General features: G+C 46.2%; 20 protein-coding genes. 11 read left to right on the plus strand and 9 right to left on the minus strand.

Going from position 1 to position 26,974, the window contains the following annotated elements; genetic code table 11:
• Nucleotides 1-9: 9 nt before the first annotated feature.
• Nucleotides 10-2,217, plus strand: coding sequence for a methylmalonyl-CoA mutase (gene scpA / locus ACYVE4_RS04905; protein ID WP_460995813.1), 2,208 nt, complete (start codon nucleotides 10-12; stop codon nucleotides 2,215-2,217).
• A 93-nt stretch (nucleotides 2,218-2,310) separates the two neighbouring features.
• Nucleotides 2,311-2,736, plus strand: coding sequence for a Uma2 family endonuclease (locus ACYVE4_RS04910; protein ID WP_460995814.1), 426 nt, complete (start codon nucleotides 2,311-2,313; stop codon nucleotides 2,734-2,736).
• Here the strand turns inward: ACYVE4_RS04910 and ACYVE4_RS04915 are convergent.
• Genes ACYVE4_RS04915 through ACYVE4_RS04925 form a run of 3 tightly spaced genes read right to left on the minus strand, consistent with a single transcriptional unit; the run spans nucleotide 2,618 to nucleotide 5,538 of the window.
• Nucleotides 2,618-3,682 (minus strand): VWA domain-containing protein, encoded by a 1,065-nt coding sequence (locus ACYVE4_RS04915; RefSeq protein WP_460996061.1) that lies wholly within the window; start codon nucleotides 3,680-3,682, stop codon nucleotides 2,618-2,620. The genes ACYVE4_RS04910 and ACYVE4_RS04915 overlap by 119 nt on opposite strands.
• Nucleotides 3,683-3,686: 4 nt before the next feature.
• Nucleotides 3,687-4,670, minus strand: a complete 984-nt coding sequence (locus ACYVE4_RS04920; protein WP_460995815.1) for a hypothetical protein — start codon at nucleotides 4,668-4,670, stop codon at nucleotides 3,687-3,689.
• Between the two features lie 7 nt (nucleotides 4,671-4,677).
• Nucleotides 4,678-5,538, minus strand: a complete 861-nt coding sequence (locus ACYVE4_RS04925) for a DUF58 domain-containing protein (RefSeq protein ID WP_460995816.1) — start codon at nucleotides 5,536-5,538, stop codon at nucleotides 4,678-4,680.
• 84 nt (nucleotides 5,539-5,622) lie between these two features.
• Here ACYVE4_RS04925 and ACYVE4_RS04930 point away from each other — a divergent pair, with 84 nt between their 5' ends.
• The 3 genes from ACYVE4_RS04930 (at nucleotide 5,623) to ACYVE4_RS04940 (ending at nucleotide 8,224) form a co-directional block, all read left to right on the plus strand.
• Nucleotides 5,623-6,003 carry a DUF4296 domain-containing protein gene (locus ACYVE4_RS04930; protein ID WP_460995817.1) on the plus strand — a complete coding sequence of 127 codons (381 nt, stop codon included), beginning with the start codon at nucleotides 5,623-5,625 and terminating at the stop codon, nucleotides 6,001-6,003.
• Nucleotides 6,000-7,346, plus strand: coding sequence for a protoporphyrinogen oxidase (gene hemG / locus ACYVE4_RS04935; RefSeq protein WP_460995818.1), 1,347 nt, complete (start codon nucleotides 6,000-6,002; stop codon nucleotides 7,344-7,346). Before ACYVE4_RS04930 ends, hemG begins: the two co-directional genes overlap by 4 nt.
• Before the next feature lie 71 nt (nucleotides 7,347-7,417).
• Nucleotides 7,418-8,224: a polyprenol monophosphomannose synthase gene (locus ACYVE4_RS04940; RefSeq protein ID WP_460995820.1), complete on the plus strand. Its 807-nt coding sequence runs from the start codon at nucleotides 7,418-7,420 to the stop codon at nucleotides 8,222-8,224.
• Nucleotides 8,225-8,235: 11 nt separating this feature from the next.
• Here the strand turns inward: ACYVE4_RS04940 and ACYVE4_RS04945 are convergent, their stop codons facing one another.
• From ACYVE4_RS04945 to ACYVE4_RS04955, 3 genes are read right to left on the minus strand one after another with little or no spacing between them, the layout of a single operon-like run.
• The gene (locus ACYVE4_RS04945) at nucleotides 8,236-9,399 is read right to left on the minus strand and encodes a nucleotidyltransferase family protein (RefSeq protein WP_460995822.1); all 1,164 of its coding nucleotides are present in this window, start codon (nucleotides 9,397-9,399) and stop codon (nucleotides 8,236-8,238) included.
• Nucleotides 9,389-10,309, minus strand: coding sequence for a serine kinase (locus ACYVE4_RS04950; RefSeq protein ID WP_460995823.1), 921 nt, complete (start codon nucleotides 10,307-10,309; stop codon nucleotides 9,389-9,391). The genes ACYVE4_RS04945 and ACYVE4_RS04950 overlap by 11 nt, the downstream gene beginning before the upstream one ends.
• Before the next feature lie 5 nt (nucleotides 10,310-10,314).
• The gene (locus tag ACYVE4_RS04955; RefSeq protein WP_460995825.1) at nucleotides 10,315-10,602 is read right to left on the minus strand and encodes a PqqD family peptide modification chaperone; all 288 of its coding nucleotides are present in this window, start codon (nucleotides 10,600-10,602) and stop codon (nucleotides 10,315-10,317) included.
• A gap of 149 nt (nucleotides 10,603-10,751) precedes the next feature.
• On the opposite strand from ACYVE4_RS04955, the gene ACYVE4_RS04960 reads away from it, so the two are divergent.
• The gene (locus tag ACYVE4_RS04960) at nucleotides 10,752-12,035 is read left to right on the plus strand and encodes a Gfo/Idh/MocA family protein (protein WP_460995827.1); all 1,284 of its coding nucleotides are present in this window, start codon (nucleotides 10,752-10,754) and stop codon (nucleotides 12,033-12,035) included.
• Between the two features lie 121 nt (nucleotides 12,036-12,156).
• Here ACYVE4_RS04960 and ACYVE4_RS04965 read toward each other — a convergent pair whose 3' ends face one another.
• Nucleotides 12,157-15,015 carry a ligand-binding sensor domain-containing protein gene (locus ACYVE4_RS04965; protein WP_460995828.1) on the minus strand — a complete coding sequence of 953 codons (2,859 nt, stop codon included), beginning with the start codon at nucleotides 15,013-15,015 and terminating at the stop codon, nucleotides 12,157-12,159.
• 224 nt (nucleotides 15,016-15,239) lie between these two features.
• Between ACYVE4_RS04965 and ACYVE4_RS04970 the strand changes: the two genes are divergently transcribed.
• The 5 genes from ACYVE4_RS04970 to ACYVE4_RS04990 all read left to right on the plus strand — a co-directional run bounded on the left by ACYVE4_RS04970 (nucleotide 15,240) and on the right by ACYVE4_RS04990 (nucleotide 24,097).
• Nucleotides 15,240-18,269 (plus strand): SusC/RagA family TonB-linked outer membrane protein, encoded by a 3,030-nt coding sequence (locus ACYVE4_RS04970; RefSeq protein WP_460995829.1) that lies wholly within the window; start codon nucleotides 15,240-15,242, stop codon nucleotides 18,267-18,269.
• Between the two features lie 15 nt (nucleotides 18,270-18,284).
• Nucleotides 18,285-19,820, plus strand: coding sequence for a RagB/SusD family nutrient uptake outer membrane protein (locus tag ACYVE4_RS04975; RefSeq protein ID WP_460995831.1), 1,536 nt, complete (start codon nucleotides 18,285-18,287; stop codon nucleotides 19,818-19,820).
• A 161-nt stretch (nucleotides 19,821-19,981) separates the two neighbouring features.
• The gene (locus ACYVE4_RS04980; protein WP_460995833.1) at nucleotides 19,982-20,878 is read left to right on the plus strand and encodes a LamG domain-containing protein; all 897 of its coding nucleotides are present in this window, start codon (nucleotides 19,982-19,984) and stop codon (nucleotides 20,876-20,878) included.
• A 109-nt stretch (nucleotides 20,879-20,987) separates the two neighbouring features.
• Nucleotides 20,988-22,658: a glucoamylase family protein gene (locus ACYVE4_RS04985; protein WP_460995834.1), complete on the plus strand. Its 1,671-nt coding sequence runs from the start codon at nucleotides 20,988-20,990 to the stop codon at nucleotides 22,656-22,658.
• A 71-nt stretch (nucleotides 22,659-22,729) separates the two neighbouring features.
• A complete protein-coding gene (locus tag ACYVE4_RS04990; protein ID WP_460995835.1) occupies nucleotides 22,730-24,097 on the plus strand; it encodes a glucoamylase family protein in 1,368 nt (455 codons plus the stop codon).
• A 129-nt stretch (nucleotides 24,098-24,226) separates the two neighbouring features.
• On the opposite strand, the gene ACYVE4_RS04995 is transcribed toward ACYVE4_RS04990, so the two are convergent.
• The gene (locus ACYVE4_RS04995; protein ID WP_460995836.1) at nucleotides 24,227-25,768 is read right to left on the minus strand and encodes an FG-GAP repeat domain-containing protein; all 1,542 of its coding nucleotides are present in this window, start codon (nucleotides 25,766-25,768) and stop codon (nucleotides 24,227-24,229) included.
• Between the two features lie 47 nt (nucleotides 25,769-25,815).
• Nucleotides 25,816-26,952 carry a hypothetical protein gene (locus tag ACYVE4_RS05000; RefSeq protein WP_460995838.1) on the minus strand — a complete coding sequence of 379 codons (1,137 nt, stop codon included), beginning with the start codon at nucleotides 26,950-26,952 and terminating at the stop codon, nucleotides 25,816-25,818.
• Nucleotides 26,953-26,974: the final 22 nt, after the last annotated feature.

Raw genomic sequence — 26,974 nt, forward strand, 5'->3', positions numbered from 1 at the left:
ATATATCCTATGCGACCAGATTTCAGCAACACAATAAGTTCCAAAGAAAATCTCGTAGATGGAATACAGAATCTACCCAATACGTCGCGACCTTTTACAACGGCCGAAGGTATAAAACTAAAACCCAGATTTACTGTAGCTGACATCGTTGATGCAGGTCATACGAATTACGCAGCTGGTGTACCACCTTTTCTGCGGGGTCCCTACGCAAGCATGTACGTTAGGCAGCCGTGGACCATTCGGCAATATGCGGGTTTCTCGACTGCTGAAGAATCAAATGCTTTCTATCGGCGTAATCTGGCGGCTGGACAAAAAGGATTGTCAGTTGCATTTGACCTGGCTACACACCGAGGTTACGACTCTGACCATCCACGCGTAATGGGAGATGTGGGGAAAGCGGGGGTTGCCATCGATTCGGTTGAAGACATGAAAATTCTCTTTGACCAGATTCCGCTCGATCAGATGTCAGTGTCGATGACCATGAACGGAGCCGTCATTCCGATTATGGCGTTTTTTATCGTTGCGGCCGAAGAACAGGGCGTTCCGCCTGAAAAGCTGTCCGGCACGATTCAGAACGACATTCTAAAAGAGTTTATGGTTCGGAATACCTACATCTACCCCCCCGAACCGTCGATGCGAATTGTAGGCGATATTTTTGCCTACACGGCTAAGTATATGCCTAAATTCAACTCCATCAGCATTAGCGGTTATCACATGCACGAAGCCGGAGCACCTGCTCAGCTTGAATTGGCGTATACGCTGGCAGATGGCCTGGAATATATACGGACAGGATTGCTGGCTGGACTGAACATCGATGACTTTGCTCCCCGTTTATCATTTTTCTGGGGCATCGGGATGAATCATTTCATGGAAATTGCCAAGCTTCGGGCAGGTCGATTGCTCTGGGCCAAAATCGTTAAGCAATTCGACCCGAAAAATGCGAAGTCGCTGGCACTCCGCACCCACTGCCAGACGTCTGGTTATAGCCTGACGGAGCAAGATCCGTTCAACAATGTAGCCCGGACAACCATTGAAGCACTGGCAGCTGTATTGGGCGGAACTCAAAGTTTACACACCAACTCGCTGGACGAAGCTATTGCGTTACCCACCGATTTCTCGGCCCGAATCGCCCGCAATACGCAACTTTATTTACAACATGAAACCGACGTCACCCGCGCCGTCGATCCCTGGGCAGGATCTTACTACGTTGAATTTCTAACGAAGGAATTGGTTGAAAAAGCCTGGACACTGATTGAGGAAGTAGAACAATTGGGAGGGATGACCAAAGCCATCGAAACCGGATTGCCCAAACTCCGCATCGAAGAAGCAGCCGCCCGCAAACAAGCGCGTATCGATTCAGGTAAAGACACTATTGTTGGCGTAAACCGCTATAAATCGGATTCCAAGACTGAAATAGATTTACTCGACATCGATAATCAGGCAGTGCGAGAAGCGCAGATTAGACGGCTGAATGAGGTAAAAGCAGAAAGGGATAAACAGAAAGTAGAGCAGGCGCTGGCAGCCTTAACAGAAGCAGCTTCCACCTCACTCCCAACCCCTCTCCTGATATCAGGGGAGGGTAGCGATTTCTTCCCCTCGGCTCCGAGCCCTCGGTCCCGAACCCAAAACCTCCTCGCCCTAGCTGTTGAAGCGGCCCGGCACAGGGCTACACTTGGTGAAATTTCTGATGCTATGGAAAAAGCCTTCGGCCGTCACAAAGCCACGATTCGAGCTGTGTCCGGTGTTTACTCAGCCGAAGTTTCAGACGATGAAAACTTCCGGCTGGCTCGTGAAATGAGCAATCAATTTGCCGAACTCGATGGTCGTCGGCCCCGTATCCTGATCGCCAAAATGGGGCAGGATGGTCACGACCGAGGAGCCAAAGTAATCGCAACCAGCTTTGCCGACCTCGGGTTCGATGTCGATATGGGGCCATTGTTTCAGACACCCGCCGAAGTAGCTCGACAGGCAGCTGAAAATGATGTCCATATTGTTGGCGTATCAAGTCTGGCAGCGGGGCATAAAACGTTGGTTCCTCAACTCATTGATGAACTCCGCACCATTGGACGTAGTGATATTCTGGTCATTGTTGGCGGAGTAATTCCGGCGCAGGATTATCAGTTTCTCTACGATGCAGGAGTTAAAGGCGTATTTGGTCCGGGAACCGTCATTTCAGTAGCCGCCCAGAAGATTTTGGCGGAGTTGATGAAGGAGTAAATTTGTAACTTTACAGAACAATCTGTATTGTTATAACCACCCGATACCTGTTTTTGGCGAAAAGAAGTGGCTGACACGTTTAACGATGATTCGATGCAACATCCAGCTCCGGATTTGGCCATTGAAATTCTTTCGAAAGGTACAGCCAAGCGAGATCGGGGAATTAAGTTCGAAGATTATGCCGCTTATGGTATCCGTGAGTACTGGTTAGTTGATCCGACCCGACAAACCGTTGAGCAATTTCAGATGGACGGGGAGTTTATGGCCTTCGACGCGATTGGCAATTTCCATTTGGCAGATACAATTATAGCCATCACTATACCAGGCTTTACAATTCCTGTCCGAGCCATCTTTGACCCTAAAGCCCAATGCCGAAACGCTAAAAGAACGGTTAGGCTGATTAATCCTCCAGCACATTGCCGAAGATTGTGTTCTTCAGGAACAAGGCGACTAACAGAAAACAAATCCCCCAGTACAAATAAATGCGGTAGTAGTCCTGCACATCTTCGTAAACTCTGACTTGCACTGGGGCTTTTTCCAGACGGTTGATTTGAGCGAATATACCACGTAGGCGGCCCGCATCAGACGCCCGGAAGAAACTTCCATTTCCAATATTGGCAATCGTTTTCAACGTTCCTTCATCAACAGTCGTCATTTTGGCCGAGGAATTAGGTTGACGGCCAACAGCAATTGTATAGAGTCGAATGCCAAACGCTTTGGCTAGTTTGGCGGCTGTAACCGGATCAAGATTACCCGCCGTATTGTCGCCATCACTCAGCAAAATAATAATCTTACTTCGTTCGCTCCATTGGTCAGCCTCAGCCTGGGTAGTGTCGCTCGATATAGCTGACCGATCACGCATTCGATTGATACACCGGGCCAGGGCATCACCAATAGCGGTGCCAGAGGTTCTAATCATTCGGCTGTTGAGATCATCCAGGTACTGTTTTACCAACCCATAATCGGTTGTGAGAGGGCAAAGCGAAAAGGCTTCTCCCGCAAAAACCACCAAACCAATACGGTCATTTTTGCGACTATTTACAAATCGCTGGGCCACCTGGCGGGCAGCCACCAGCCGATTGGGCGGCAAATCCGTTTCACTCATTGACTCCGATATATCAATCGCCAGCATGATATCGATTCCTTTCGATTCTTCATCCCGTTGTTCCCGCACAATTTGTGGCCTGGCTAAGGCTACCAAAAGCAATCCCACCCCAATAAACGTACTAATTGGCAGCAGATAGCGAAGCAAACCCAACCACTGTAGCGTGGTCGTACCCAATTCCCTCGAACGCTGTTGATCCAGTGATATTTTTAGCTGTTGCTGTGCCTTCCGGTACAAATAATAGCGTAGAAAAAACAAAGCCAGCACACCCGGAATCAACGATAAGGCCAGCGGGTAGGCAATATGATACTGTTGCCATTGCGTCGGACTAAACCAGTAAAGTGAATACCACGGTTCCATCTGTTCAGGAAATCGAATGAGTTTCGGTCGGCTCACTAGTAGTCGACTCGGTTGGAGTGGCTATTGTCCGCAATCGGTCCCGACAACGGTGATAAGCTTGCGTAGCTACTTCGCTTAACAATCGCAGCGAGGGTTGCGACTGTGGAGAAAAAGCTCCTCCATAAATCATCCGATCAGCTTCCCGAAGCGCATCCGTAATGTGTTCGCTTCCCATGTGTTCAGCCAGCTCCGAAGTAGTCATCGAAGCATAGGGTTGCGAATCCAGACTTTCCAGGTAGGTTTTCCAGATAATAACGGCCTGATTAGCCACGTCGGCGGCCGTATATGAATTAATGTTACGACTCAATCGATTATATTCTTTCAGAAAACGAATATGCCTGCTCTTTAGCTGGTATAATTTCCATTGACGTCTGATGAGTCGACCAAACAGGGCGTATACAATGAGGGCAGCTAAACCACCTAACAAGAATACAACTGCTAGAGCCAGATAGTTGAATTGCTGTTTTAGACTGGCCAACTGTGTATCTGTTGCCAATTTAGGTCGTTGCAAACGACTTGAATCCAACGAGTTCATGGGCAAAGTTGATCGGAGAAATACCGAGTCAATCCCCGTCCATTGCGCTGTACAATCTGTGTTATTAATGATACGAACAGGCACTTGTAACCGTTGAATTGTGTCTGTCTCAAAGGATATCAACGTATAGACTGCACTATCTACACTAATTGCCGACGGACCGGTTCCTGCTGTTCGGGTAGCAAATACAGCCACTTGCTGCACACGGTATGGATCAAATTGCCGAGCGGTATCCGGAAATAATACATCTTTACTGGCTGCATGTCGATAGGTCAGCGAATAGTGAAACGGACGACCAATTTCAATACTATCGACCAGAAAATAACCTCGCAAACTGGGCGATTTAGGTACCTGCGCCCGAGTCGCTGGTGTCAGAAGTAGCAGAAAAACAAAAAGTCGGATAGCGTAGCTCACAGTATCGTTACTTTCTCACCCTAAATAATTCGACAAGTTTAGGTACAAAATCTTCCTGGGAATCCAGTGCGAGGTAATTGGCATTATATTGTTTGCAGAGTCGTTCCAATCGAGCCTGGTTCTGTTGAAACGTTTCCTGCAACCGCTTCCGAAACGAAACGGATGAGGTATTGACCCAGACCGCCCGGCCCGATTCCGTATCATAAACCGGAATAATTCCGAGTTTGGGCAAATTTACTTCCCGCTGATCGTATAGATGAATAACGACCAAATCATGTTTTTTGGCTAATGCCTTCAAACTATGTTCATACTGCTGATCAATAAAATCAGAAAGCAAAATCACAACGCTCCGACGCTTGAGCACATTCAGCGCAAACGACAACGCATCCGAAATACTCGTCCGGTTTGACTCTGGTTGTAGTTTATAGAGACTTAAAATCAGTTGATAACCTGTTTTTAATCCGTTAGCGGGTTTAATGTATTTTTCTTTCTGATCCGAAAAGCAGTACATGCCTACATGGCTGGCCTCCCGAATGGCCGATAATGCCAGCACTCCACATATTTCCTTAGTAGCCGCTAATTTATCCCGATAACTTGGCCCAACCTGTTGCGATCCACTGACATCAACCACAAAAAAAACGGTCTGATCTTTCTCCTCCCGAAATACTTTTACAAAGGCTCCGTGTCCTTTTGAGGATACGTTCCAGTCGATAGCCCGCACATCGTCGCCGTACTGATAGGTACGTAAGTCCGTGAATTCCAGACCCGTCCCCTTAAATACCGATCGAAAGCTACCGCGCATCTGCGAATTGACGGCCTTGCGAATACGGATATCAAAATAACGGATCTTTGCCAAAAACTCGTCCATAGGAAACAGTCGTTATACTATTTTAACAACCAATCCCGAACTTTGCGGAGACTGATTAGCTTACAAAGCTATTGATTTAAACGTATGCCCCAGAATCGACTACAGTCTCATTTTTGGACCCTGCTACTGAGCGGCTGGCTGGTGGCGGCCTGTACGGCCCCTGAAGATCAACCGCCCAAGAACTTAATTCCTGAAGATCAAATGGCCGATATTCTGACTGAAGTTCACATGGCCGAATCGCGCGTTAGCAGGATGGCATTATCCTCTATCGACTCGTCGAACATGGTGTATAAACGGCTGGAAAAGCAGATTATTAAAAAATTCAAGGTCGATACAGCTGTATATCGACTCAGTTATATTTTCTATTCGTCGCACCCTCAGAATATGGAAGCCATTTATCAGCGGGTTACGAAAAATCTTCAGGACCGGCAAAAGGCCATCACCAAACCCCAAAAGAAATCATGAGAATCGGTATCGTTGGTGGCGGAATTTCGGGCCTGACCCTGGCTTATGAACTTCAAAAAAGGGGTGTTTCTTACCGGTTGTGGGAAGCCAGCGGCCAGCCTGGCGGATATATCCAGTCGCGCCGGGAGACGGGGCCGAATGGGGGTCACTATTTGCGGGAACTAGGCCCTAATTCGCTCCTGGGTGATGCTGATTTGCTCTTGTGGCTGGATGAACTTGGGCTTACGCCAACGCTAAATTTTGCCAAACCAGTCAGTAAAGCCCGATTTATTTTTCGGGATGGTACATACAAACAGCTTCCTTCAGGGCCTTTGTCGCTTGTATTCGGGGATTTTTTTAGCTGGCGAACGAAACTGGCTGTTTTTCGTGAACGAAATAACCACAGTCTGTCGCCAGAAGGTGAAACGTTGGCCCAGTTCTTCCGGCGTCGATTTTCTCAGGAGATTGTCGATTATGCATTAGGACCGTTCGTAGGCGGCATATATGCAGGCGATCCCGAAAAATTGCTGGTTTCGGAAACCTTCCCGATTCTGCTTCAGTACGAAAAAGAGCATGGTTCCGTCCTGCGTGGATTCATCAAAAACCAATCAGCGGCTGGTCGGCGGCAATCGTTTAGTTTTCAGGACGGTATGCAAATGCTGCCCGATGCCATAGCAACCAAACTGAGTGATCTTTCGCTGAATGATCCCGTTCAGCAGATTCGTAAGACATTAGATGGTTGGGAGATAACGGCTCAAAATGGCATCGAAAGCGTAGATACACTAGTGCTGGCGACGGATACAGCTACAAGCGCACGGTTAATGGAATCCGTTAATCCGAGTTTTGCTGGTGCGCTTCGGGCGGTGACCTATCCACCAATGGTCGCTATTCACACGGCTTATAAACGGCAGGATGTCGGACATTCACTCAATGGATTTGGGGGTCTGAACCCGACGGCTGAAGGGCGTTTGGCGGCTGGCCATATCTGGAGCAGTTCTGTTTTTGAGGGTCGATGCCCAGCCGATGAAGTACTTTTCACTACGTTTATTGGTGGGGTAGGTGCTGAACGCAACACTCAGCTTTCTGATGACGTATTAAAATCAGGTGTTCATCAGGAATTAGTTAACGGATTTGAGATTCGGGCTCACGAACCCGTTTTCCAGACTATTCAACGTTGGGAACGTGCCATTCCTCAATACGATGTATCGATTGTAGCGGTAAAAGATAATGTCAAAGCCCTTGAAAATGACCAGTTGTTCGTATGCGCCAACTGGTACGGTGGTGTTTCGCTTTACGATTGTATCCAGAAAGCACAAAAATTAGCCATTCATTTGACGAATCGGACTGCAGTTAACAATTTTTAATGTTTTTTTGTACAAAAACTAACTTTATTAGTGTTGTAGTGATAGCCCTTCACTAACTCAACTGACAAGCTGTGAAAGATCGCCTAGTAGTTATCCCAACCTATAATGAAATTGAGAATATCGAAGCGATTATTCGGAAGGTATTCAGCCTGCCGAAGTCTTTCGACGTGCTTATCGTAGATGACGGATCACCTGATGGTACTGCTCAGCGAGTGCGTGATTTACAGCAGGAATTCCCTGTTACGGGCTCGCAGTGTCGACTACATTTGCTCGAACGACGTGGCAAATTAGGGCTCGGCACTGCTTACATTGATGGCTTCAAATGGGCATTATCTCGTGGTTATCAGTATCTTTTCGAAATGGATGCCGACTTCTCGCATAATCCCGAAGATCTGGTTAAGCTCTACCATGCCTGCGCTGAAGAAGGTGCTGATGTAGCCGTTGGTTCTCGTTATATTCGGGGCGTTAATGTTGTCAACTGGCCAATGGGTCGAGTACTGATGTCGTACTTTGCCGGCGTTTACGTTCGCTTTATCACGAACATGTCCATCATGGACCCGACGGCTGGCTTTGTCTGTTATCGGGCCGAAGTTCTGGAAGTGATCCTGCATAACCCAATCAAATTTGTTGGATACGCTTTCCAGATCGAAATGAAGTTTACCTGTTGGAAATACGGATTCCGTATACAAGAAGTGCCCATTATCTTTACCGATCGTACGAAAGGTGTCTCTAAAATGTCCTCTAAGATTTTCAAAGAAGCTGTTTTTGGCGTAATACAGATGAAAATCAGCAGTTTCTTTCGTCATTATATCCCCCGCCCAGCCAACGATTCTCAAGAGAAGGCAAATAAACTTCAAGAATCTGTGGATGGTATCTAAGTCGTTCTGCCTTATTTGGGCCTACTAAAACGGCATAACGATCCGCCTATACGAACAAATAAGGTAACAAAACCGAGTTGCTTCGGTACATAGATTTTCCTCTCCCCAATTTTGAACAGGCTGTATCGAAAAACTCGACTGCTCAAAAAAGTTACCCAAATTTTCATTTTCTTTCGTAAATGGGTTTGTGCTTTCGTAAAAAGTAGCAGTTGCCTGACGATAAGTCGACTGAACTCATATGCCTCCGTCGTTTTCCAGATGGTAGTATACTCTTCCGCCAATACGCGAATTTCGGAGGACGCTATTTGTGACCGAATGGTTGACGGAAGTTCTATTTTCCAGATTTGTTCGCACCAATATAGGCCCACCAGAAAGACGCGCTCAAAGCCATATTGACGAAGTTCGCGCATCAGCCACGGCCAATTAATCGACTTCGTATGGAGAGAAAAATAAAGGTCGTTTATATAGTAGATGTGCTTCCAAACGTTCGTAACGCCATGATGAGCTACCAATAAAATCAAGCTTTTTTCCGCTAATAAATCAGGTGGGGACCGAACATAGTCCAGATTAAATAATGCATACTTTCTGTTGAATCCCGGCACATTCCAATGCAAGTCAATATCAAAATGACTACCGTTGAGCAAGGATTTAATCAGGCTCACTTCGTATAAATCAGCTAACATATTGCCCTGTCGCCAATGCAGCGCATGTTCCTGATTTAACTGGTAGCCCTGTTGTTGTATTAACAGTATTGCCTTAAATACATCTTCTTTTCTGACCAGTAAATCAACATCACCTACGATGCGCAGGCTGCTATCCGGGTAGTCCTGTTCGGCAAAATAAATCCCTTTCAACGGCAGGTAGTCAATCGCATAATTAACCAACAGGGCCTTAACAGACTGGTAATGATGCAATTTCAATAAATTGTCGGTTGCTATTGTTCGACAGTCAGCCAGCAACGTCGCCAGAAACGCTGCTGAAACAAAAGGAATTTCCTGAAATGTGCGGTATAAAAACGGCTGGATTCGATGGTGAACAGCCAGTTTATAAAGCAAATCCCAATCGATGCTACGCTGATTCAGAAATTGACTTAACTGCTCTTTTCTTTCTGTCGATACATCCAACGTACAGGCCAGCAATAGAATCGCAACTTCGGGCGAATCCTCAATCTTCATGACTCATTTCGGTTTTTAACTCGTCAGCAAAAGCCTGTAGATTGGCAAAGTCGGCTGGGCGATTCATGTTGAACAGCGCGACACTATGCGCCAGAGCGACGCTATTGTCAAAATAATCTTTTAAAACTTTGCCTTCCAGCAATGAGTCGGGTAAGGGGAAATGGCGAAGCAGAGCGATAGGAACCTGATGTTTAGGCAATTGCATCATTGGCCATTCTGACTTTCTGGACTGATTCAGAATAAATATTCGTTCTAATGGCACTGCTGATTCCGTAAATATGCCGGGCTTATGCCATGAATATTTGGTCGTTCCTTCTCGCACAGGTACTAACTCATTTTTGGCCAGTTGAAGACCATCGACCACAGTTTGCCAAACTTTAATCTGCGAGAAAGCGGGAATCAGGAATGGCTGTCCTGATTCGTCAATCGAAATACATACCAGATCATCGCTAACAACTGAAACGTCTTTTTGCGCAAACGCAGCTGCTGTCGTTGATTTTCCAGCTCCGGGTTCGCCTAAAAACACGGCTCCCCTATTATTGATCTGAATAGCGCTTCCATGTAGTAAAAAATAGCCTCGCTGAAACAGAATTAATCCAATAGCCTCACTCAACGTAAATAGGGAGACTAGATTCTCATCAATTAGTGCTGTATCAATCACTAGCTCACTCCCATTGATCGCCATAAACGACATGAGTGGTTCCCAGTGTAGCCACAGCTCCTGAAATCCGTTTTGAGCAAAATGAGCCTGAAAACCAGCACGATAAATTTTTGACAACCGCTTTGTTTTACTTATCGGAAGTTTACCTCGTCGAATCAGGACATCGATCGGACCAGACATTTTCTCAATAAGTGGAGGAAGGGAAATCTCAGAACCGATGGATAGTCCATAAGCGGTGTAGTACTTCATGGTGGTTAGGCGATTACGGCAATTAGATTTTCTTGCCAAAGGCTTGTTAAAAACAGGATGGCTTCCTGTTCATAAACCGACTGTTCGACGGCAAATTCAGTCAGTACTCGTTCCTGAATATCTCTTACACTGATTGCTTTTTCAGTTTGAATAATCGACCAGATAAATCCACCTACTTCATTTAATTCGTAATAATTTCCCTGTTCATAATCGATCAGTATGGTTTCTTTTCCCAGCGACGATGCCGCCTGATTAGACACCATCTGGATTTGTGAATCGCACGTAATAGTCATTGGCTGTTGGAGTAATTGTCGAAAATCCGTTTGAATTCGTATGAGACGAGTGTATATACCAATTGGTCGCTTTTTTAGACAAATTTTTTCTTATTATTAGATTTAGAGGGTTCTTCGCCTTTAGTTATCTCACTCACTTCCTTACTGATATGCCCTACCGTTCAACTCGTCGTGATTTTTTGAAGCAAAGCAGTGCGGCCGCACTGAGTCTGGCTTTATTTCCCGGTATGCGTCGGAAAGTCGCGCCCAGCGACCGTGTACGAGTAGCGCATATTGGCTTAAATGGGATGGGCACTAATCACCTGAATTGGTTTGCCAAATTGCCTGAAGTAGAAGTCGTTGGTTTATGCGATGTCGATGAAACGCATCTGGCGAAAGCGCTGAATACCCTACAAACTCTTCAACCCGGAACTACCGCCAAAACCTATCCCGATTTTCGCTATCTACTTGATCGTAAAGACATTGATGCCATTACCTGCGCAACACCCGACCACTGGCATGCTCAGGTTGCCATTATGGCATTCCAGGCTGGAAAAGATGTGTATGGCGAAAAACCTTTGTCGTACAGTGTTCGTGAAGGACAAAAAATGCTGAAAGCACTTAATAAGTATGACCGCATTTTTCAGTTAGGTACGCAGATTCATGCGGGCGATAATTACCACCGGGTTGTTGAAATTATAAAAGCGGGCGCTATCGGTAAAGTACATACCGTACGACTCTGGAAAACAGGCTTTCCACCCGTATTAGGGCCAGCCAATTATCAAACTCCGCCATCCACGCTTAATTGGGATATGTGGCAGGGGCCAGCTCCCGTCTCGTTATACACGCCCGAGCGGTGCCATTTCACTTATCGGTATTTTCTGGATTATTCGGGTGGCGTGTTTCAGGATTTCTGGTGTCATATTGCCGATGTTGTCTGGTGGTCCGTTAATCCAACGGGCCTGAAACGTATACAGGCCAAAGGTGAAGCACCCGAAGGTATTGGCGATGCGCCTAAGTGGATTGATATCGACTACGAATTTGACGGTTTGAAATTACATTGGACAAGTACCCCGCCCGACGTACCGGGTGCAGCGAAAAAAGGAATTGGTGCTTATTTTGAAGGCGATAAAGGAACACTTCTCTGCGATTATAATACGCGCGAAATCACTATCAACGGCGTAACGATGACGGATGTCGCTGAAATCCCAATAACCATTGAGCGGTCACCGGGTCACCAGCAAAATTTTATTGATTCCGTGAAATCACGAAAACAACCAGAGTCGAATCTAGCCTACGCCCGACAAATGACGTTGCCCATGCATCTCGGCTTAATCTCGTATCGACTCGGTCAGCCTCTCGAATGGAACGCACGTAAAGAAAAATTCCGACACAACCCCGAAGCCAATGCGCTCCTATCCCGTAAATACCGCAAAGGCTGGGATTTGATATAGAAGATATTTAGAAGTTTTTTGTCATTCTGACCGTAGGGAAGAATCTCAAGCTTGACTAATAAGGGACTTTGAGATTCTTCCCTACGGTCAGAATGACAAAACATTGATTACAAACTCACCCTTAATACTTTATCATAAATTCACTCAGATTCACTTCGGCATCTAAATTGAGTTTTTTCCGCAGACGATAGCGTTTCAGTTCAACACTTCGATGCGTGATATTTAGGAGTTGGGCAATTTCTTTAGTGGATAGATTCATGCGTAGGTAAGCGGCTAGTTTCAAATCACCTTGCCCCAAATCGGCATACTGATCTATGAGTCGTTTTAAAAACTGTTCGTGTACTTTATTGAAATTCGTTTCAAAGATTTTCCAGTCCTGTTCGCTCGATATGTTGTTGTCAATCAGGGTCGTAATTCGCTGAAAATCATCGCCGGGCAGTTTCCCGTTTACTTTCGCTTTTGTCTTATTTAATTCCTCCTTGAGTTGCACTAACAGCTCGTTTTTATGAATGAGAGCCATCGTTGAATTGGCCAATTCTTCCGATTTCTGAATCAACCCCTGCTCTAATTGCTCTTTTTGCAGCATAATAATTTCGCGCTGGTTTTTCTCTTCCTGCCGACGTAATCTGGCTTCCATCCGCTTTTTAAGACGCGCACTCTGGCTAGCCACGCGTCGTAAATGCAGAATATAAATCAGTCCGCAAAACGCGATGCACAAGGCCAGATAGAGCAGTTTACTCCAGGTAGTCCAATACCAGGGCGGACGAATCTCGAACGAAAGTGTACGTTCAATAGCGCTCAGATTCGATTTTAGATGAAATACATACTGACCCGGCGGTAAATTCGTAAACTCCCGCTGCTGACTCGTCGTGTAAGGTGACCAGCCTCGGGTACCGTTTTCGAGCCAGTAACTGTATTTTACGGGCTGTGTATAATAAGGCGTTGAGAAAGCAATTACGAGATTCGACTGATCATAAGCGAACGACAATGCTCCCACTGGCTGCGTTCCCCAAAAGACAGAACTCTCTGCTGGCTCGTCAACGGGCATGACCAACCGAATAATCGGTGGCGTTACAGAACGGACTCGTCGATTCAGCTCGTTTCGGGGCAGTATAGCAAAGCCATTTTCACGACAAAAAGCAATATGTCCAGAATCCAATTCTGTAATTTTTTCGAAATCCTCTACCCATTGATTGGCCTGCACAGGTATATCCGTCGATACACGTCCGTCAGATGGCGACCAACCAACCGTTCCATCCTGACGCAGTAGAAATAAGCTGGAGTCACCCATCGGAAAAATCTTACGGATGTTGTTCTCGATTCCTGAATACACGCTGGAGGCAGGCAAAAAGCGATCTTGCTGTGCATCATACATCTGTAATCCTGCCGCCGACGTAACAAGAATCCGATTTCGAAACCGACTAAGATCTCGTACAGAACCGTGGAAATACCCATTGTCGTATTCTTTACTACTGGTTACCCGACGTAAATCGGCTGATACCTGAAGTCGTTGCAAACCCAGGTTCGAGGCCTTATTAACCCAGATATTTCCGTCGGCATCTTCGGCCAGTTGCCGTACTGGTGCCGAAAATCCGTCAATTTTATGCGAAAATGCCCATTTCCCACGATCATTTCTCTGGTAAATACAGAGACTGGTGTAGGTCCCCTGGATTAGTTTGTCCGGGTAATTTTTCAATTGGCCTAGCACCCAGCCACCCGTAACCGTCGATATAAGCTGTGCCTGTGTTCCCTCGATCAGGAATGTGCCTTTGTTATGTCCGCACAAGAGCTGACCATCCATTACAGCCAGATTCCAAACCTGCCCCTGTGTGCCGGGAATCAGTGTGAAAGGCGCAGTCGGTTTCGCCAACGGCTTATGGTAAACGCCCTGATTAGTCCCTAAATAGAGATTATTACCATAGCGAGCCATATCATACGGCGTTCCAATTTCCCCTTCGTTATCAGCAAAGTATCGAACGGGCGAACTCAAGTTGATTAGGTCAATGCCTTTATCCAGTCCTGCCCACAAATTACCGTCGGCATCGGCACACATCGACAGGATCGTACTATTTTGTAAACCATTTTTCTGGTTAAAATGGTACTGTAACTGCCCAGTAGCATCTGTAATAAATACGCCATTCAACAATGTACCAAAGGCATATAAATTAGGTTTTATGCGTACAGCCCGATTTAGTCTATCATGCTGCATCAAGGTATTAAGTTGCGGGCTAAATGGCTTAAACTGAATGCCATCATACGTATATATCGCCCGTTCGGTGCCGATCAGCATTGTTTTATCATCGAGTGGTAGTATCGCATTCACCGTTTCCCGACCTAAAAATTCACTGCCTTTTATCAAGACGTAACGATCTCCCTGTAGTTCATAGAGGCCTTTGCCGATCACTTCCAGCATCAGCCGTTTATTCACCGAATGAATAAATAAAATAGTGGCCGGAGGTGGCAAAAATTGCATTCGCCCAAGCTCGTAGCGATACACAAACGCGAATGACTGGAACAAAACGCCCTGGGGGGTAATCAGAATATTCCAGATTTCTTCCTGCGAGAACTGTTTCTCCCGAATCAACGGCACCAGCGAATGATACACCAACGCACCATTCGCCCCCGGAAACCAATAGCCAAATTCGCCCAACGCGCCTGTGTAAATGCGCCCCTCTTCGTCAATAGCCACCGAACGAACGCGTTGCTTCCGGGGAAGTTCGTACACTTTCCAATTACTCCCATCAAACTCAAGCAGCCCCTTCGAATTGGCAAAATAGAGAAACCGATTTTTCCGGTTCTGAGCAACACTCCAATTCTGGTTGTAAGCGCCATAAACCAGCTTGTCGTACTGAATTAATTCGGGTTGGCAAAAGCTATAAACCGACTGAGCTTTCAACAGTCTGGTCTGGCAAATCAGCAATAAACAGAAAACAATCCATATAAAGCCAGCCACCTCAGGATTGACTTTAAATTCTCTCATAATAACACGTATGATGTACTAAAAAACGGCAAAACGGTCGTCAAAAGGCAATATGATGTAGTAATGATGTAGTCCAATTTTAGGAGCCAAGTTACGTCTAACCTAATTTTGTGCAAAAAAATATGGGAAAGTTAGTGCAAAATACAGTTGTATGACACGAGAGCAACCTATATGATTAAACGTCAACAGAATCCGTATTGATAACGGTTTTATCCTAATTAGTTATGGAAAAACTTTCTTTTCACTTAGATGCCAGAAGGGTACCTCACCTGTTTGCCTGGCTTCTACTTCTTTTAATGACCTACTCAACACAAGCTGGAGTTGTCCCAATTAAAATAACGGGGAAGGTTACAGATAGTCCTACAGGCACTGGCTTGCCTGGTGTTACGGTTCAGGTAAAGGGAACGACAACGGGTACAGTAACCGACGCCAATGGTACATTCACGATCCAGGCTGAAGAAAATGCAACCCTAATTTTTTCAAGCATTGGCTACCAGAAACAAGAGATCGCTATCAGCAGTCGAACAACTATTAATGTAGCCTTGTTCGAAGACACTAAATCACTGACCGAGGTTGTCGTAGTTGGGTACGGTACGCAACGTAGAGCGGACGTTACCGGAGCAACAGTCACAATTAAAGGGGAGGAATTGGTCAAGCAGCCCGTTTTGACGGCAACACAAGCTTTACAGGGGAAAGCCGCTGGTGTTCAAATTATTAGCAGTGGTCAACCGGGAACATCGCCCGTTATACGCATTCGAGGAACCAGTACAGCGCTGGCCGGAACAGCCGCCCTGTTTGTAGTAGATGGCGTACTGACCGATGATATCTCAAACATCAACACGGCAGATATTACGAATATCGACGTATTGAAAGATGCCTCTGCCACAGCTATTTACGGAGCGCGGGGAGCGAATGGAGTAGTTATCATTACTACCAAACGCGGTACGGTTGGCAAAATGACGGTCAACTATTCTGGTAACGCTGGTTTCCGACTACCGGCTAATCTGGTCAAAATGGCGAATGCGACGGAGTATGCCAACTACGTCAGTGCAGCCAGCGGCAATATCATCAATCCGGGCACTACGTCAACCGACTGGTATAGCCAGATTCTACGAACTGGTTTTCAGCAGAATCACGGCATTTCTGTGAATGGCGGAACCGAGAAATCAACCTACTTCCTGAGTGCAGGGTATTTCACCGATCAGGGCATTGTCATTGACAATATCTATAAGCGGTTTACCATTCGGGCTAACAACGATTTCACCTTTAATAAATATGTGAAAGCAGGAATTTCAGCCTCGTATTCCAATGGTAATAATCAAATTGCCAATCTTAATACAGCGTATAATGATGCCTATCGGGCCGCTCCCATTATTCAGTCGCAGGTTGGTGGAAAATATGGCAATACCTCTGTCTATCAAAACGTTGGCAATCCGATATTGGATATTAAGAACAATAACAACAATGCTATTGACAACCGATTGCTAGGCTCTGCGTATCTGGATATCAAACCCATCGAGTGGCTTACGTTGCGTAGTGAAATGGGAGGAGATTGGATAGCCCAGAACAGCCGGGTGTATAATTATCAGTTCAACAATGATACGACTACGTTCATAAATGCCGGTGGTAATCAGCGAAATCCAAACAGTAATCTCTCTTTCTCAAATTCACGAATCTTCCACTGGACCTGGAATAATTTAGCAACGTTCAGCAAGCGGTTCGATAAGCATAATCTTACCGTATTGGTCGGGACGACGGCGGAGCAGTATACGCTGGCCAGTTTTACAGCTTTCCGGAAAGATGTTCCAGCCGCGCAGAATTTGTGGTATATCGGTACGGGTAACGCCAATACGTCTACGAACGATGGGACTGGCGACAAATACACCCGAAACTCGTACATCGGTCGACTCAACTATAATTTCAACGACAAGTATTTATTCACAGCGACGATCCGAGCCGATGGATCGTCACGATTCCCGACACAAAATCGATGGGGTTATTTCCCTTCGGTAGGGGCTGGCTGGTTGATTACGAGCGAGCCTTTCATGCAAAGCCAACAGATTTTCGACATTCTGAAACTGCGGGCTAGCTGGGGACGCGTGGGTAACGACCGCATTCCATCGGATTCTTACACAGTTACGGTACAACCGAACCTGGCTTATCCGTTTGGCGGGGGAATTGCCACACCTGGTAGCGCCATTACTCAGATTAAAGACCCAAATCTGAAATGGGAAACGACCGAAGAAGCCGATTTAGGCGTAGAATTTTCAGCCATCAATGGGCGACTGACCGGCGAAATCAACTACTACAATAAAAAAGCCCGCGACCTGCTGATCAACGTAAAAGTTCCTTCCGTAACGGGCGATGCCGATGGCGTAGTTTTGACTAATGCCGCTTCGATTCAGAACCAGGGTTTAGAAGTTACGCTCAACTGGCGTGGTAAGATCACAAGCGATATTTCCTATCGCGTTGGCGCAAACGCAACGCTTAACCAAAACAAAGTAATTGGCCTAAACGGCGGCCAACCGATTCTGGATGGTAGCGTTGGGGCTAGTCAGGGATACACCACTCGTACCGACAATGGTCAGCCTGTAGGTAGTTTCAACGTACTGCAGGTACTGGGCGTTTTCCAGACAGGGGATGAGGTTGCCAACTACAAAAGTGCATCAGGTCAGGTTATTCAACCTTCGGCAAACGCTGGTGATTTCAAATATCAGGATACGAACGGCGATGGTAGAATTGACGATAACGACCGGGTTTATGCAGGCTCTTACCAGCCCAAAGCCTACTTCGGTCTGAACGCTGGGTTAACCTGGAAAGGCCTCGATTTAAGCGTTGATTTCTACGGCAACGTGGGCAATCAAGTGTATAACGGCAAACGCGGTTTTCGGCAGAATCAATTAGACAATATCGAACGCTCTATGGCGTACGGCCGCTGGTCGGCGGGTAGCGGTATCCAGACCGAACCGGGTGCGAATAGTGGCAACCTACCCGCATCGACCTACTTCGTAGAGTCGGGTTCGTTCGTCCGAATCAACAATGCGACGCTGGGCTATAAACTTCCCTCGACCTTACTCGATAAAGTTCACGTGAGCAACGTTCGGGTATTCGTTACGGCCCAGAATATTCTGACCATGAAAAAATACAGCGGTTTTACAGCCGAACTCCCTGGAAACCCAACCAGTCAGGGTATCGAATTGAACGCCTATCCAACTACCCAAACCTACGCGCTCGGTCTGAACGTTGGCTTTTAATCGGACTCAACAAACATGAAACGTACTACTTATATTTCACTTAGTGCTGGTTTTGCAGCTGTTTTATTGACAGCCTCCTGCCAAAGTAGTTTTCTGGACGTACCTGTTCAGGGACAGGCCACTACGGCTACCGACCCCAATTTAGCTGTTAACTTAGTCACGGGAGTGTATAATAGTCTCTATAACAGTGAAGCGTTTGGCGGAGCGGGTGGCGATGTCCACGGCATTAGCTTTATTGCGGCCACAAATATCATTTCTGACGATGCCGATAAAGGGAGTTTCGATGGGGATCAGCCCAACCTGAAAGACATCGATAATTTTGCAACGACCCCAACTAACAATTTTGTTGCCGCTCTCTGGAATGGCTATTACAGCGGCATTTCGCGGGCGAATCAGGCTTTAGCTGCCCTGCAAACAGCTTCACTTGATGCTGCAACAAAAAGTCGGCTCACAGGCGAGGTACGATTTATTCGGGGTTATTACTATTTCAACCTGGTCCGTTTTTTCGGGAAAGTACCTAAGGTAGTTCGGGTTCCGAAAGATGCGCAGGATGCCAATACCGATCCCGCTTTTCAAACACGTGCTCCAGTCGATACGATCTACAACGTCATTACGCAGGATTTACAGTTCGCCATTAACAATTTACCGTTACGAGCGCAGGCGGGTACAGGCCATGCAAATAAAGGAGCGGCCCAGGCATTATTGGCTAAAACATACCTCTATCGTAAGAATTGGCAGCAGGTACAGGCGTTGACGCAGGAAGTCATCAATTCCGGTCAGTATTCGTTGTTACCTGATTACACACTTCTCTGGCGGTATGCGGGCAATAACAGTGTCGAATCGATTTTCGAAACGCAGAGTGGTACATTCAACAATGGCGATATCGCGGTTGGTGGTTACGCCACCTGGCAAGGACCGCGCGTAGGAGGAAAAGGCGGCTGGACCGATTTGGGCTTCGGGTTCGATACACCTTCCGCCGATTTGGTAAATGCCTATGAACCCGGCGACAAACGCAAAGCATCGACGATCATCATAATCGACAATAGTGGAAGACGTGTCGGAACAGTATTGTACGATGGATTCCGAATCCCCAGCGCCGATTCCGTACAGAATCTGTATTACAACTACAAAGCCTACGCCAGCGAGAATCCGAACGTAGAGCCCTATCTGGGTAACCGCGATAAGAAACAGAAAAACGTACGGCTGCTTCGCTATGCTGACGTGTTGCTGATGTCTGCCGAAGCGAACAATGAAATCGGTCAAACTGCCCAAGCGATTACCTACTTAAACGCGATTCGCACCCGCGCGGGGCTGGCTGCAACGAAAGCTGCTTCACAGGCCGATGTTCGCCAGGCAATCTGGAAAGAACGACGGATTGAGCTAGCGATGGAACATGACCGTTTCTTCGATCTGGTACGCACCGGACGTGCTGCACAGGTGATGCAGGCGGCTGGAAAGAATTTCGTAGCGGGTAAAAATGAATTACTGCCCGTACCGAGTTTACAAATCCAACTCAGCGCAGGTCAATTGGATCAGAATCCAGGGTATTAAAGCATTTTTTGTCATGCTGAGGTACGAAGCATCTTAAGGTATCCTGACTGGATAGTAAAGATAATTTAAGATGCTTCGTACCTCAGCATGACAAATAAAAACTCAACAAGCTTTTCGATTACAAGTACATACAAATTCCAATTCAATTAAAACAACTAAATATGAAAACGACGAAAATCACAGCGTGGATAATGGCAGGTGTAGTAATGAGCACTGTGTTTACCTCCTGTAAAAAAGATGACGGAGGAGCTACTTTACCGCCAATCGGTGGATATAATGGTTCGAACGACGTAGCGGCTACGAATCTGTTGGCTCACTGGACATTTGACGGAACGAACAACGAAGACATTTCGAAAACAGCTCCTACGAAAAGTACGAATGCTACCTTCGGAACAGGAGTTAAAGGACAAGCGCTACAATTAAGCTCAGGCTATCTTCTCTATCCGACTATAACCGCCCTGAGCAGTGCCAGTGCATTAGCCAATCTAACCGTTAGTGCCTGGGTAAATACCAGCAATAATGGTACAACAGCCTCTCAAGTTTTTGGGCTAGCTAGTCCTACCGCTTCAGACTGGGGCCAAATGATCAACTTATTGCTTGAAACCGGTCAGAAAAAAGCGACTTCGGATACCTTGATCCTACATGGATTTATTGGTCAGTATGCTTCTGGGCAGCGAAGTGGTCAGGATAACGTTAACAACGGTGGCGCAGCCGATGCAGGTACTAAATATAAGGTTGTAAAAGGCGCTGGCCAATGGGTACATTATGTATTCAAATACGATGGTTCTGCATCGACAATCGACATCTATGCGAATGGAGCTGTAGTATCGAATAGTGATTATAGAGTAAGAGGTACAACCGGTCCGCTGGTATTCCCAACGCCGTCGCAAGTGCTAATAGGTGCTTTCCCAAACGTAAACTCAGGCTTTGCCAGTTCGGCCAATCAAGTTTGGCAGGGATTATTTAATGGTTCTATTGATGAAGTTCGGGTATATAACAAAGCGCTGTCTGATACAGATATTAGCTCGCTATACCAACTCGAAAAAGCAGGTCGCTAATCACTGAAAAGCGAATCATAGGGGCTGTTGAACGTCAGGGGATACAGCCCCTATCTACTACCTGTTCGTTTTCTGCGGCTCTGGTTTACTCAACGTTTTACTTATTCTAATGAACTCAACGTCCTATCTTTTAGGCTTATTCTGCCTGTTTCTTTGCTTGAGTTGCAAGAAAGCAGAGGATGCAGAGCCAGCCGAACAATTCCATTACAAATCGGTGCAGGTCAATGGACAGTCATCGTCCAGTATGAATTTTCAGAACGTTGGCGCAAATCCAGTAATTACGGTTTCCTTTTCAGCGCCCCTTCAGAAAGCATCTATTGAAACAGCAATACAGCTCGTCCAGCCATTAACGGGCGTGTCTGCTCCCTTGAATTACACCGTTTCGGCGGGCGATACGGTTATTACGCTAACACCTAAAAGTGCGCTGGCATCCTTAACGCCATACCGATTCTTAATCCAGCCAACATTAACATCCCAACGAAGTACATCCCTGAATTCGAGCGTAACCGTCAACCTCACTACCACGTTCGACAATACCGATAAATCCACCCGAATCAGCGACGATGCACTTCTTGATCTGGTTCAGAAACAGACTTTTAACTATTTCTGGGATTTCGGACATCCCGTATCAGGTCTGGCTCGGGAACGGAATACGTCGGGCGATGTCGTTACGTCTGGAGGTTCGGGGTTCGGTATTATGGCGATTCTGGTGGGTATTAATCGCAACTTTATTACCCGACAGGATGGATTAACTCGTCTGACAAAAATCACCAACTTCCTGACCAATAATGCCAAACGCTATCACGGTGCTTTTCCCCACTGGCTCAACGGTGCAACGGGTGCCACAGTCCCGTTTAGCCAGAAAGACGATGGTGCCGATCTGGTCGAAACATCTTATCTGATGCAGGGACTGCTGGCAGCTCGACAATATTTCAACAGCACAACAAGCGCCGAAGAAATTGCTCTACGAAAAACGATAAACGATCTCTGGGATGGCGTTGAATGGAACTGGTTTACCAAGAACGGCGCTGAAACGAACCTGTATTGGCACTGGTCGCCCAATTACAATTGGGACATGAATCTGCCGATTCGCGGCTGGAATGAAGCCCTGATTACCTATGTATTAGCCGCTTCTTCGAATACCTCTGTCATATCCAAAACAGTATATGATAATAGCTGGGCGCAGAATGGCAAAATGGCGAATGGCAATAGCTATTATAACATCAAACTTCCTCTCGGGCCTGCATATGGCGGACCGCTGTTCTTTTCGCAGTACTCCTTTTTAGGCATCAATCCGCACGACTTAAAAGATGCGTACGCTGATTATTGGCAGCAAAACACGGCTCATTCGCAGATCAACTACACCTATTGCAAAACCAACCCAAAACAATACGCTGGCTATAGTGCCGACTGTTGGGGCTTAACGGCCAGCGATCAGCAAGACGGTTACTCCGCCCGCGACCCAACCAACGATAACGGGACAATTGCACCAACAGCTGCTTTGGCTTCCATGCCCTATACACCAACGGAATCGATGCAAGCCCTGCGTTTTTTCTATTACAAACTAGGCGATCGCATCTGGAAAAACTACGGATTTGTGGATGCCTTCAATCTGAACAACATCTGGTTTGCGGATTCCTTTCTGGCTATCGACCAGGGGCCGATTATCGTCATGATTGAGAATCAGCGGTCAGGCCTGCTCTGGAATTTATTTATGAGTTGCCCTGAAGTGAAGAAAGGCATGAAAAATCTGGGTTTCCAAAGCCCGAACCTGAACTAACTCATCGACCTTAAGCAGTCGCTTCCTTTTCTGTTTCGCTCCCTCTCCCTTGCGTTTACATACTCTTGGATATGAAAGTCTTTTTTCTATTTTTCCTGACAATCAGCGTTGTCTTGGCCCAGCCAACGTACAAATTAACCAAAGCCGATAATGCTTTTTTGGATAGCCTACAACGCGATACATTCCAGTATTTTTGGGCCACCTCAAATTCTGAAAATGGTTTGGTGCCCGACCGTGCTCCTACCCGTTCTTTCGCTAGTATTGCCGCTGTCGGTTTTGGCTTGACCTCTTATTTGGTTGGTGTTGAACGGGGTTATATTACCCGAACACAAGCAGCTGAGCGTACAGTGAAAACGCTTCGTTTTTTTGCACAGGCTCCTCAATCCGATAAAACAACGGCTGTAGCGGGGTATAAAGGTTTTTTCTACCATTTTCTGGATATGAAAACCGGGGATCGATTCAAACAAGTTGAGCTTTCGACTATTGATACAGCCTTGCTGCTAGGAGGTATTTTGAGCTGCCAGACCTATTTCGACAAAAACACCCCTATCGAAACCGAAATCCGGCAATTGGCTGAACAAATTTATGGCCGTGTAGACTGGACCTGGATTCAACCGCGAAAACCCTACGTATCGATGGGATGGCATCCAGAAAAAGGATTTATTCAAGCCGATTGGAAAGGGTATAACGAGGGCATGTTATTGTATATACTGGCGCTCGGTTCACCCACGCATCCGGTTGGGTCAGATGTCTGGACAGCCTGGACGAAAACCTATCCCTGGGCCAACTTCCAGGGACAACAACACGTCAATTTCGATCCTCTTTTTGGGCATCAATATTCACACATCTGGATTGATTTTCGGGGCATTCAGGATAGCTACATGAAAGGCAAGGGAATCGATTACGCCGAAAATTCCCGTCGGGCTACGTATGCGAATCGGGCTTATTGTTTCAAAAATACCGGTAAATGGGATGACTACAGTTCAACCATCTGGGGCCTAACTGCTTGTGATGGCCCTAAGGATACAACTGTTGCCAATCAGCATTTCTTTTCATATCGGGCGCGGGGAGCGGCATCTACACAAATTGTAGACGACGGTACGATTGCGCCGACGGCGGCTGGCGGGTCGTTGGCATTTGCCCCTGAAATTTGTTTGCCTGCCTTAAAGGCGATGAAAACAAAATATGGTAGCAAATTATACGGCGAATACGGCTTCCGTGATGCTTTCAATCCAACGTATAAGTATGCGTCGGCTTATGCCAATGGACCTACTACAAATGGCTGGTTCGATGTTGATTATCTTGGCATCGATCAGGGACCAATTCTGCTGATGGCTGAAAATCTCCGCAGCAATTTCGTCTGGAATTTAATGAAGCGTAACCCGCACATTCAGAAAGGATTAAAGCGCGCTGGATTTACAGGTGGTTGGTTAAAGTAAGCGCTGAAACGAACAGGGGCTGTTTCTTATTTCCTGATTCTGTGTCCTCACAGACATGAGGAGTTCGGCGTTATTTATGTCCAATCAATAAACACGATAAATCACCTTAGACGGTTTTAACTGTTTCCGTCACCGCGTCTTATTCTTCAGGACGATCAGCGGCAGGTGTGTGTCCCAGGTTGGTTTAAGTCCTTCCTGAATAATGAAAGTCTTCGAGAAATTACCCAAAACAATATCCGCATCCCCATCCTGATCGTAGTCATTTACATCCATGCAAATCCAACGACCATACGATGTAATAGGTAACGCATGCGGCTGAAACTGTAGCGGTTTTTGCTGTTCGAAATACTGGAAATTTTCGGCTGGATTATGCTGAAAATCAGCAAAGAAGGCAATCGTAGCAATATCTAAATCACCGTCCTGATCGAAGTCAGTAGCTATGGCTTTCGTGCATCCGTTAATTGGATAGAAATAAGTTTGTTCATACTGAAAATTCCCCTGATTTAAATAGATATATAACCCGTGATACGGTTTTAGAATTTTTGAATAATCACTGTTATCTCCACTTGTGTACAGAATATCCAGCTTTCCATCTTTGTTAAAATCAACCAGTTGAAAACTAGTCGATCCATAATAGGATGGGAAACGAAGCAGATTACGTTCAGTAAATCCACCTTTTTTATCGTTCAGAAATAGCCAGATACCTTCGTCGCCGTGAGCGAATAAAGCCATCAGATCAGGCCATCCATCGGCGTTAAAATCCCCAATAGTTGCCTGAATTGGTCCGGCAACTTCCCGAATGGGGGTCTTGATAAACTGATGGTTGGGTTGCTGTTTCAGCCAGTACAATCCACCCCGTAAATGCCCAAAACCACAGACAACCCAATCCGTCAAACCATCATTATTCAGGTCAGCCGGAACGGATTGTATAGGGCGAATAAAATCCCGGCCAATGATCGAGGAATCCTTTTTCTGTTTACTTGATAAATCTATTGAAACAAGTTCTCCACGTGCTACATCAGCCGCACGCATCGTCCCTACGCAGGTAAAGACACCTTGCTCCTGCCCAGTAGCATCTCGCAAAAATGTGGCATGCACGGCGTTGGAGGACAACGGTTTCGACTGAGTCAGGTGTAACTGTTGATCCCAGACAGTCAGATCATTACGCAACGCATCGCTTGAATAAATTCGATGCCCCATAGTATCTATAGCTACCATCGTCGTGATAACCGTCTGTGTGGTATCAGCTTGCGGTTTCTCGAGGGAAAAAACAGCCAGGTCGTTTATTGGCTCAACAGGTTTTTGGGCTTTTTCCAGCTTTTCAGGTGCTAATGCCTCATAATAAGCAATTAACTTCTGCCAGTTTTCGTACGAAATTCTGGCGTTTGGGCCCGCATAATAAGACCCTCCCTGATAAGCTTCCACACCCAAATTGCCAGCCATAGCAGGCAGCACATGTTTTACCCAAGTTTCTTTATCTAGCGCATCGGGAGTGGGCAATAAATGGCAGGTACCGCAATGCTTCACTGCCATCTCTTTTCCTTCAGCAATCAATGGATTATCCAGCGCCGACTCATTACTGGAATGGCAGCCAGTCACAACAAGAAAGAATATCAGGAAGCTGATTCCGAGTAGCGAATAGTCAGTAAGCAGCCGTTTAGAACGAATCATTGTACGAAAATAAGTAACGAGTATCGGTAGGCTTGCGAATAAACGGTTTACCCGAACAATGCGCCAAACGTGTTAAAATTATCTGCTTTTTGTATTCGGTATGTTTTAAGAAAGGCTTTCAATACAGCGGGATTCGATAAGTCTTTGACATCTTTTTTTGTCTCCTTAATGATTCGTTTTAGCTCCCGAATGTCGTTATTAACACTAAATTCCAGACTTATCGCAGAGCGAACGATCATCAATGGCTTGTTTAGCATGGCGGAAAGTTGGCTTTGCAGACTATGTAATTCGTCGCCGAGTTCATCGGCCTGCTGTTTGAGGATTTTATTATAATACCGAAGCTGATCTTCAGCCAGCGTTTCGAGATGCTGCTGATCGATCCGATTGAACTCGAGCTGCAATCGAAGCAACGACAGCAAATCGCTTTTTTCATAAGCCTCCGTTACCCGTTTCATAATTTCCGTCTTTCGTACTTTTTCCGCTTCATCGGGCTCTCGATCAGGATGAAACGCTTTCACCAGATCCATGTAGAGCGTTCTGACGGCCTTTGTAATGTTTCGCTCTTCAATCAGTTTTTTGGCTTCGCGTTCCTGCTGTTTCGCCGACTTAGGCTTTTTGCTCCTGCGTTCTTCCGCTTCCGGCCGATGTTGCTGGAATTCTTCTTGCTTTGCCTGCATTTGCTCCTCCACATACGCCATAAATTTCTCCTTTGTACTAACATCTGCGTCCTCATCGAACGTAATGCCATACATCGAACTGGCCATTTCTTTCATGACTTCCGAAACCTGTTGGTCATTTTCGGCATCTGTAGCGTCGAACCCATCTGCATCGTATTTATCGAATATGGGTTTTAAGTCTTCCAGACCATGTTCGCTGATCAGTTCATAAGCCAGATTCAGGATTAGATCGGCTAGCTTTTTACGCTCCGTTTTCGTGATTTCAAGCCGTTCATGCGCTCGATCGAGAACGCGTACAAGATCAGCCCGAACGATAGTATAATCCCGCAACAATGGCTCATATTCCGCATAAACTCGTTGCTGAATCTTAGTTGTGAGTGTGCGAAATTGATCCAACTCTACTTCCAGATCACCGATTTTATTCGTCAGCCGATTGAATTCTTTCTGCGCTTTCGACAGCGGAGTTTTGTCTTTACCAACTATCGGAATCCGAACGAGCTGAGGCATAAATTGATTTATTATCGGGTTA

Source organism: Spirosoma harenae, assembly GCF_054776975.1.